8 protein-coding genes are annotated in these 7043 nt (G+C 66.3%); 6 read left to right on the top strand and 2 right to left on the bottom strand.

What is annotated here, in order from left to right:
- A partial coding sequence (locus tag QGG75_13035; GenBank protein MDP6068155.1) for an alcohol dehydrogenase occupies positions 1-1051 on the bottom strand: 1051 nt, incomplete at its 3' end.
- Between the two features lie 104 nt (positions 1052-1155).
- On the opposite strand from QGG75_13035, the gene QGG75_13030 reads away from it, so the two are divergent.
- Genes QGG75_13030 through QGG75_13015 form a run of 4 tightly spaced genes read left to right on the top strand, consistent with a single transcriptional unit; the run spans position 1156 to position 4701 of the window.
- Complete coding sequence (locus QGG75_13030; protein MDP6068154.1) at positions 1156-1929, top strand: SDR family oxidoreductase; 774 nt, start codon at positions 1156-1158, stop codon at positions 1927-1929.
- Between the two features lie 18 nt (positions 1930-1947).
- Positions 1948-3309: a flagellar biosynthesis protein FlgA gene (locus QGG75_13025; GenBank protein ID MDP6068153.1), complete on the top strand. Its 1362-nt coding sequence runs from the start codon at positions 1948-1950 to the stop codon at positions 3307-3309.
- Positions 3306-4286: an MBL fold metallo-hydrolase gene (locus tag QGG75_13020; protein MDP6068152.1), complete on the top strand. Its 981-nt coding sequence runs from the start codon at positions 3306-3308 to the stop codon at positions 4284-4286. The genes QGG75_13025 and QGG75_13020 overlap by 4 nt, the downstream gene beginning before the upstream one ends.
- Positions 4267-4701: an NUDIX domain-containing protein gene (locus QGG75_13015; protein MDP6068151.1), complete on the top strand. Its 435-nt coding sequence runs from the start codon at positions 4267-4269 to the stop codon at positions 4699-4701. Before QGG75_13020 ends, QGG75_13015 begins: the two co-directional genes overlap by 20 nt.
- Here QGG75_13015 and QGG75_13010 read toward each other — a convergent pair.
- Entirely contained in the window at positions 4698-5357 is a 660-nt protein-coding gene (locus QGG75_13010) for a tetratricopeptide repeat protein (protein MDP6068150.1), read from the bottom strand. The two genes, QGG75_13015 and QGG75_13010, sit on opposite strands and share 4 nt — an antisense overlap.
- A gap of 97 nt (positions 5358-5454) precedes the next feature.
- Between QGG75_13010 and QGG75_13005 the strand changes: the two genes are divergently transcribed.
- Together QGG75_13005 and QGG75_13000 are read left to right on the top strand one after the other, a co-directional pair.
- Positions 5455-6825, top strand: coding sequence for a YihY/virulence factor BrkB family protein (locus QGG75_13005; protein MDP6068149.1), 1371 nt, complete (start codon positions 5455-5457; stop codon positions 6823-6825).
- Between the two features lie 73 nt (positions 6826-6898).
- On the top strand, positions 6899-7043 hold a 145-nt coding region (locus QGG75_13000; GenBank protein MDP6068148.1), incomplete at its 3' end, for an IS5/IS1182 family transposase.

The following is a 7043-nucleotide window of genomic DNA, read 5'->3' as shown; positions in this document are numbered from 1 at the left end:
AGTTGGTCAGTACGTGACGTCCCAGCACCCTGCCCTCCTTGAGGTCCTGCAGCGTCTGGGGGGCCTGGGCCAAAGGCCGTTCGGTCACCGGCACCGGCGTCAACCTGCCCTCCCGCACGAGCCCCATCAGCTCGTTCATTTCCGCCAAGGTGCCGACGTAGCTGCCTTTGATGCTCAGCATCTTCAGCGGCAAGAGCGCCAGCGAGACCGGAAGCGCATCGCCGTAGAGTCCAACCGAAACCAGCGTGCCGCCCTTGACCAGGGCTTGAATGGCGAATCCGCTGGTAGCCGGGGCGCCGACGAAATCGACGGCCGCGATGGACCCGCCGCCGGTCAGATCCTGGGCGGCGCTGACGGCATCCGCGTCGCTATTGTCGAGCACCGCATCGGCGCCGGCCGCCATGGCGGCGTCCCGCTTGGCGGGGTCGACATCGGCCTCGATCAGGCGGCCGCCGGTAACGCTTCGAGCCATGCCCAGCGCCGCCAAGCCGACACCGCCGGCGCCGATCAGCAGCAGGCTTTCGTCATCCGCCAATTTCCCCACCTTCTTCAGCGCACTGATGGCGGTGACGCCGGAACAGGCGCAGGTGGCGGCGTGGGTTTCCGGCACGCCGTCCAGCGCCAGCAGGTACTTGGCGTCGGGCACCAGGCAATATTCGGCGAAGCCGCCGTGCACGCGGACGCCCACGGTGCGAGGCGCGAGGCACAGCAACTCGTCCCCGCGGCGGCAGACGGCACACTGGCCGCAGCCGATCCAGGGGAAGACGATGCGCCGCTCGCCAAGCGCCACGCCGCCGGCATCGGGGCCCAGCGCGGCGACCTCGCCTACGACTTCGTGGCCCATGGTAAAAGGCAGGCTGAGCCCGCGTTCCGCCATGTCGAGGCGGTTGCCGCCGCCGAGATCGAAGTAGCCCTCGCCGATGTGGACGTCGCTGTGGCAAACGCCGCAGGCGGTTACCTTGATCAGGATCTCGGTACCCTGCGGCTCGGGCACCGGAATCTCGCGTTCCTCGAGCGGCGCGCCCCACTGGGTAATCTGGTAAGCCTTCACGATCTGCTCCCCCTGTTGTTGCGAAGACCAGCCTACACGACCTTTGGCTAAGCCGCAGGCCGGCATGGTAACCTCTGCCCGAAGACCTGGCAGGAGGATCGATCGTGGAACTTGCAGACAAGGTTGCGGTGGTGACGGGCGGGGCCAGCGGCATCGGCGCCGCCATGGCGCGCCGATTCAAAGCCGAGGGCGCCAAAGGGATCGTGGTGGCCGATCTACAGGAGGACCTGCTGGCTGGTGTGGCGGAAGAAGTTGGCGGCTTGGCCGTGACCTGCGACGTGGCCAACGAATCCGATATCCAGAACCTAGTGGCCAAAGCCGAGGCGGCTTACGGACCCATCGACGTTTTCTGTTCCAACGCCGGCATCGCGCGGCCGGGCGGCGAGGAGGCGCCGGACGCCGACTGGCAGCTCAACTGGGACATTCACGTCATGGCGCACGTCTATGCCGCCCGCGCCGTGGCGCCGGGCATGGCTTCGCGGGGCAGTGGCTACCTGGTCAATACTTCGTCGGCGGCGGGCTTGCTGACCCACGTCCATACCGCCACCTACGCCGTCTCGAAACACGCCGCCGTGGCGCTGGCGGAGTTCCTGGCCATCAAATACGGCGACCAGGGGGTTCGCGTCTCGGTGCTCTGCCCCCAGGCCGTGCGCACCGCCATGACGGCCGACGACGATGGCGGCGTGGCCGCCGTCGACGGCATGATCGAGCCCGAGGAATTGGCCGAGTGCGTCATCGAGACCATGGCACGCGAGGAGTTCCTCATCCTGCCGCACCCGGTGGTATTGGAATACATGCGGCGCAAGACCTCGGATTACGACCGCTGGCTTTCCGGCATGCGGCGCCTGCTGCGCGACTACGACACGGCCAACGGTTAGAGGGAGAGGAGCAGAGAAATGAATCTCGCGAGCAAGCTGGCGGCCCGAGCCGAGGCCGGCAATCCGGTCCGGGTCGGCCTCATCGGGGCCGGCAAGTTCGGCTCCATGATCCTGGCCCAGGCGCGCCTGACGCCGGGCATCCAGATCATGGGCATCGCCGATCTCGACCCCGAACGCGCCCGCCAGGCCTGCCGCCGCACCGGCTGGGCCGACGCACAGGTCGCGGCCCAGGATTTCGAGACGGCGCGCCAGGATGGCGGCACGCACATTACCGACGATGCCGAAAAGCTGATCAAAGCCGACGGCCTTGATATCGTCGTCGAAGCCACCGGCCACCCGCCGGCCGGCATCGCCTTTGCCCTACAGGCCATCGAGCACGGCCGCCACTTGGTCATGGTCAACGTCGAGGCCGACGTCGTCGCCGGCCCGCTGTTGGCACAAAAAGCCCGGCAAGCCGGCCTGGTTTACAGCATGGCTTATGGTGACCAGCCGGCGCTGATCTGCGAACAGGTCGACTGGGCCCGGGCCTGTGGCTTCGAAATCGCCTGTGCCGGGCGCGGCGTAAAGTACCTGCCCGAGTTCCATGCCTCGACCCCGGAAACGGTGTGGAATTATTTCTACGTGGGGGCGGAGCTGGCCGAACGCGGCGGCATGAACCCGAAGATGTGCAACAGCTTCATCGACGGCTCCAAGCCCTCGATCGAAACCACGGCGGTCTGCAACGCCACCGGCCTCACGCCCCAATCCGAGGGGCTGCGCTTTCCCCCGGGCTCGCGCTTCGAGCTGGCCGACATCTGCAAGCCCGAATCCGCCGGCGGCCAGCTCGAACACAGCGGCACCGTCGAGGCCGTAACCTCGCTCCGGCGCGACGGCACAGCCGTCGAGCACGATATTGCCTTGGGGGTTTTCGTCGTCGTCGAGGCCGACAACGACTACGTCAGCAACTGCTTCGAGGAGTACCACCTGATGTACGACTCGACGAGCCGCTATTCGGCGCTCTACCGGCCCACCCACCTGATCGGGCTGGAGCTCGGCATCTCGCTGGCTTCCATCGGCGTGCGCGGCGAGCCTACGGGCACGCCGATCGGCTTCCAGGCCGACGTGGTGGCCACCGCCAAGCGTGACCTCAAGGCCGGCGAGATGCTCGACGGCGAAGGCGGCTATTGCGTCTGGGGCAAGCAGTTCCCGGCCCAGCGCTCGCTCGAGATGGGCGGCCTGCCGCTGGGTTTGGCCCACGACGTCAAGCTGCTGGGCGACGTGGCCGAGGGCGCCCAGGTGACCTGGCGGGACGTGGAAATCGACGAGAACGATCTGGCGGTGCGCACACGGCGGGAAATGGAAGCCGAGTTCGGCGGCGGCGACGGAGGGAAACGGACATGACTGCCTGGAAATTCGAAAAAGGCCTGCAAGACCTCGGCAACGGCGTCTACGCCTACTTGCAGCCCGATGGCTCGTGGGGCTGGTCGAACGCCGGGCTGGTCTCGGACGGCGGCGAATCGTTGCTCGTCGACACGCTCTTCGACTTGAACCTCACCCGCGAAATGCTCGACGCCATGCGCGGCGCCACCCCGGCCGCCGCCAACATCCGCTCGCTGGTCAACACCCACGCCAACGGCGATCACTGCTGGGGCAACCAGCTGGTCGAGGGCGCCGACATCGTGGCCTCGAAAGCAGCGGCCGAGGAGATGGCCGAGGTGCCGCCCGAGATGCTGGCCCAGATGATGGCCGGCGCCGGGGCCGGCGCCATGGGCCCCTTGGGCGATTACATCTTGAAGGTATTCGGCGCTTTCCGCTTCGACGACATCACGGCCGTGCCCCCCACCACCACCTTCGAGGGCACGCTGGAACGCAACGTCGGCGACAAGCGGGTGCTGCTCACCGAGGTCGGCCCGGCCCACACCCGGGGCGACGTCATCGTCCAGGTGCCCGCTGACCGTGTCGTCTTCACCGGCGACATTCTCTTCATCGAGGGCCATCCCATCATCTGGGCCGGGCCGGTGGGCAATTGGATCAAGGCCTGCCAGCGAATCATGGAGATGGACGTCGAGGCGGTGGTGCCGGGACACGGCCCGATCACCGACAAGGCCGGCGTGGCCGAAGTCAAGGGCTACCTCGAATACATCTCGGCCGAGACCCGCAAGCGCTTCGATGCCGGGCTGCCGGCGGCCGAGGCGGCGCGCGACATCGCGCTCGACGATTATTCCTCGTGGGGCGACGGCGAACGCATCGTGGTCAACGTCAGCACGCTCTACCGCGAATTCGCCGGTGATGACGCTGCCGCCGACATCGTGGCCTTGTTCACGGAAATGTCGGCCCTGGCCCACGAACGCGGCCTGCATGGCCTGGGTCAGGGTTGAGCCGGGCGTGACCGGCAATCCCGAAAATTACCGCGCATACGGAGTTCTCCTGCGCCAAGAAAAAGTTCTGATCGCCGCTGAGTGGGTAGGCGAAGTGTTCTGCTGGAAGTTTCCCGGCGGCGGCGTGCTGGCGGACGAGAGCGCCGAGCAGGCGCTCAGGCGCGAATACCAGGAGGAAACCGGCCTCAAGATCGAAATCGGCGAGCTGCTGCACGCCCCGGGCACGCTCTTGAGCCCCTGGAGCCACGTCAATTACACGCCCATTTACTTCCGCATCAGCGCCGCGGGCGAGCCCCTTGTGCCGCCGCACGAGCCGGTCGAGATCAGCTTCAAGGAGCCGGCCGAAGCCGTCGCCAGCGGCCTCATGGCGGAGCCTGAACAGGTGGCGCTGCGGCTGGCGCTGGCCGAAGGTTAATGGCTCGGGCGCAAGGTCCGGGCTCGCTTTTCGGCGCGCGATACCTCTGCCGTGGACAACACCGCTAACGCCCGACGGCGGGACTCGGCGGCGGATGGAACGCCGACTTCGGCCGCCACCATCCAGCAGGCCAGAGCCTCGACCGGATCTTTCTCGACCCCCCGCCCCGCCCAATAAAGCGCCCCAAGGTCGACGAAAGCCGTGTGATGGCCGCCGGTCACGGCGCGGCGCAACCAAATTGCCGCCTCAGGGGCCCCACGCAACAGCCCGGCCAGGCTGTGCTGAGCCGGGGCGAAACCGGCCTCTGCGGCACGGCGGAACCAGACCGCCGCCTGGGTTTCGTCACGGGGCAGCCCCAGCCCCTGTTCGTACATGGTGGCGAGATTGTTCTGGGCCGGCGCATGCCCCAGCTCGGTCGCCCGGCGGTAGCTGACCAGCGCTGCCGCCAGATCGCCTTTCTCGCGCTGGCGGTTGCCCAGTCCGGTGAGAGCGGCAAGGTCCACCGCATCCTCGACAACCGGCCTGCCGTCGGCGCCGATGACGATGGCCTCGTCGTCGTCGTCAGCATCGTTCTCGCCACCCCAGCCGCAGGCCAGGGCGGAAGGTGCGGCGGCGAGCAGCAGCAGGGCAAGCAGGGTGACGAAGTACCTTGGCATGGTGCCGTTCCTTTGCGAATTCACGCCCTTACATAGTACCCAGTGCCGTTGGGGACAATCTGACGAACTGTCGCAGGTTGGAGCTATACTGACGCCCATGAATGAGCGTGACAGCCTGCTGCCCGGCCCGCTGGGCGCCCTCGCCCGACGCTGGCTCTGGGACATCGATATCGACAGCCTGCCGGCCTGGCGACGTCTTGTGCTGTGGACCTTGCGCATCGGCCAGGCCTGTTTGCGCGACTTGGCCGAGGGCCAGTTGACGCTCAGGGCCATGAGCCTGGTTTACACCACGCTGCTGTCGTTGGTGCCGCTACTGGCCATTAGCTTTTCCGTGCTCAAGGGCTTCGGCGTGCACAACCAGGTCGAGCCGCTGCTGCTGGGATTCCTCGAGCCGCTCGGCGACCAAGGCGTCGAGATCAGCGCCCGCATCGTCGGCTTCGTCGACAACATCAAGGTCGGCGTGCTCGGCTTTTTGGGTTTCGTGCTGCTCTTCTATACCGTCATCTCGTTGATGCAAAAGATCGAGCGGGCCTTCAATTACACCTGGCGCATCGGCCGCGAACGCACTCTCGGGCAACGCTTTCGCGATTATTTCAGTGTCGTCGTCATCGGCCCGGTGCTGGTTTTTTCGTCGCTCAGCATCACCGCCTCGATCATGAGCGATGCCGTGGTCCAGGCGTTGGCCGCCATCGAGCCCTTCGGCACACTTTTGCACCTGGCCGGGCGGCTGGTGCCCTATCTGTTGATCGTCGCCGCCTTCACCTTCATCTACGCCTTCATGCCCAACACCCGTGTGCGTTTGCCTTCGGCCCTGGTGGGCGGCCTGGTGGCCGGGGTGTTGTGGAACGCGGCGGGCTGGGCTTTTGCCTCGTTCGTGGTTTCGACGGCCAAGTTCACGGCCATCTATTCGACCTTTGCCACCTTGATCATGTTCATGATCTGGCTCTACCTGGCCTGGCTGATCCTGCTCACCGGCGCCTCCATCGCCTTTTACCACCAGAACCCGGAATACATCCGGGCCGGACGCGGTGTGCTGCACCTCTCGAACCGCCTCAGGGAGCGTCTGGCACTGACACTGGCGGCCCTGATCGGCGCCCGCCATTACGCCGCCGCTCCGCCCTGGACGGCAGAAGCGTTAACGAGGGAGGTGAACCTGCCCTTGGAAGCCACGGTGTCGGTCTTGGCGGGGCTGGAAGCGGCCGGACTGTTGAGCCGCAGCGCCGCCGAGCCGCCGGCCTACCTGCCCGGCCGGCCTTTCGACGAAACCCCGATCGCCAGCCTGCTCGAGGCCGTGCGCCGGGCCGACGAGCCCAGCTACCTGGGGCCGGCCCAGATGCCCGACGATGCCGCGGTGGGCCAGCTCATCGCCACCTTGGACGAAGCCAGGGCGGCGGCGCTAGCCGGCCGCACGCTCAAGGATCTGGTAATGGAAAGTGAAGAGAGACCCGAAATCAAGATCGCCGGTTAGGGCCTGTTGACATTTAAGGGATTCCCAAGAGCGTCAAAAAGTGATTCAAACTTCCTTTTGCAAGGAGGTTTTGATGAACACGGGACGTTTCGTCATCAGGGATGAGGTCTGGGAAAAGGTTTCCCCCCATCTTCCGGGCAAGGTCACGGATCGTGGTGTGACGGCTGCAGACAATCGTTTGTTTCTGGAGGCCGTATTGTGGCGGGTTCGCACGGGGT

This window comes from Alphaproteobacteria bacterium, assembly GCA_030740435.1.
GTDB lineage: Bacteria > Pseudomonadota > Alphaproteobacteria > UBA2966 > UBA2966.
The sequence above is the reverse complement of the archived record's forward strand: the minus strand, read 5'-3'. Positions and strand labels throughout refer to the sequence as shown.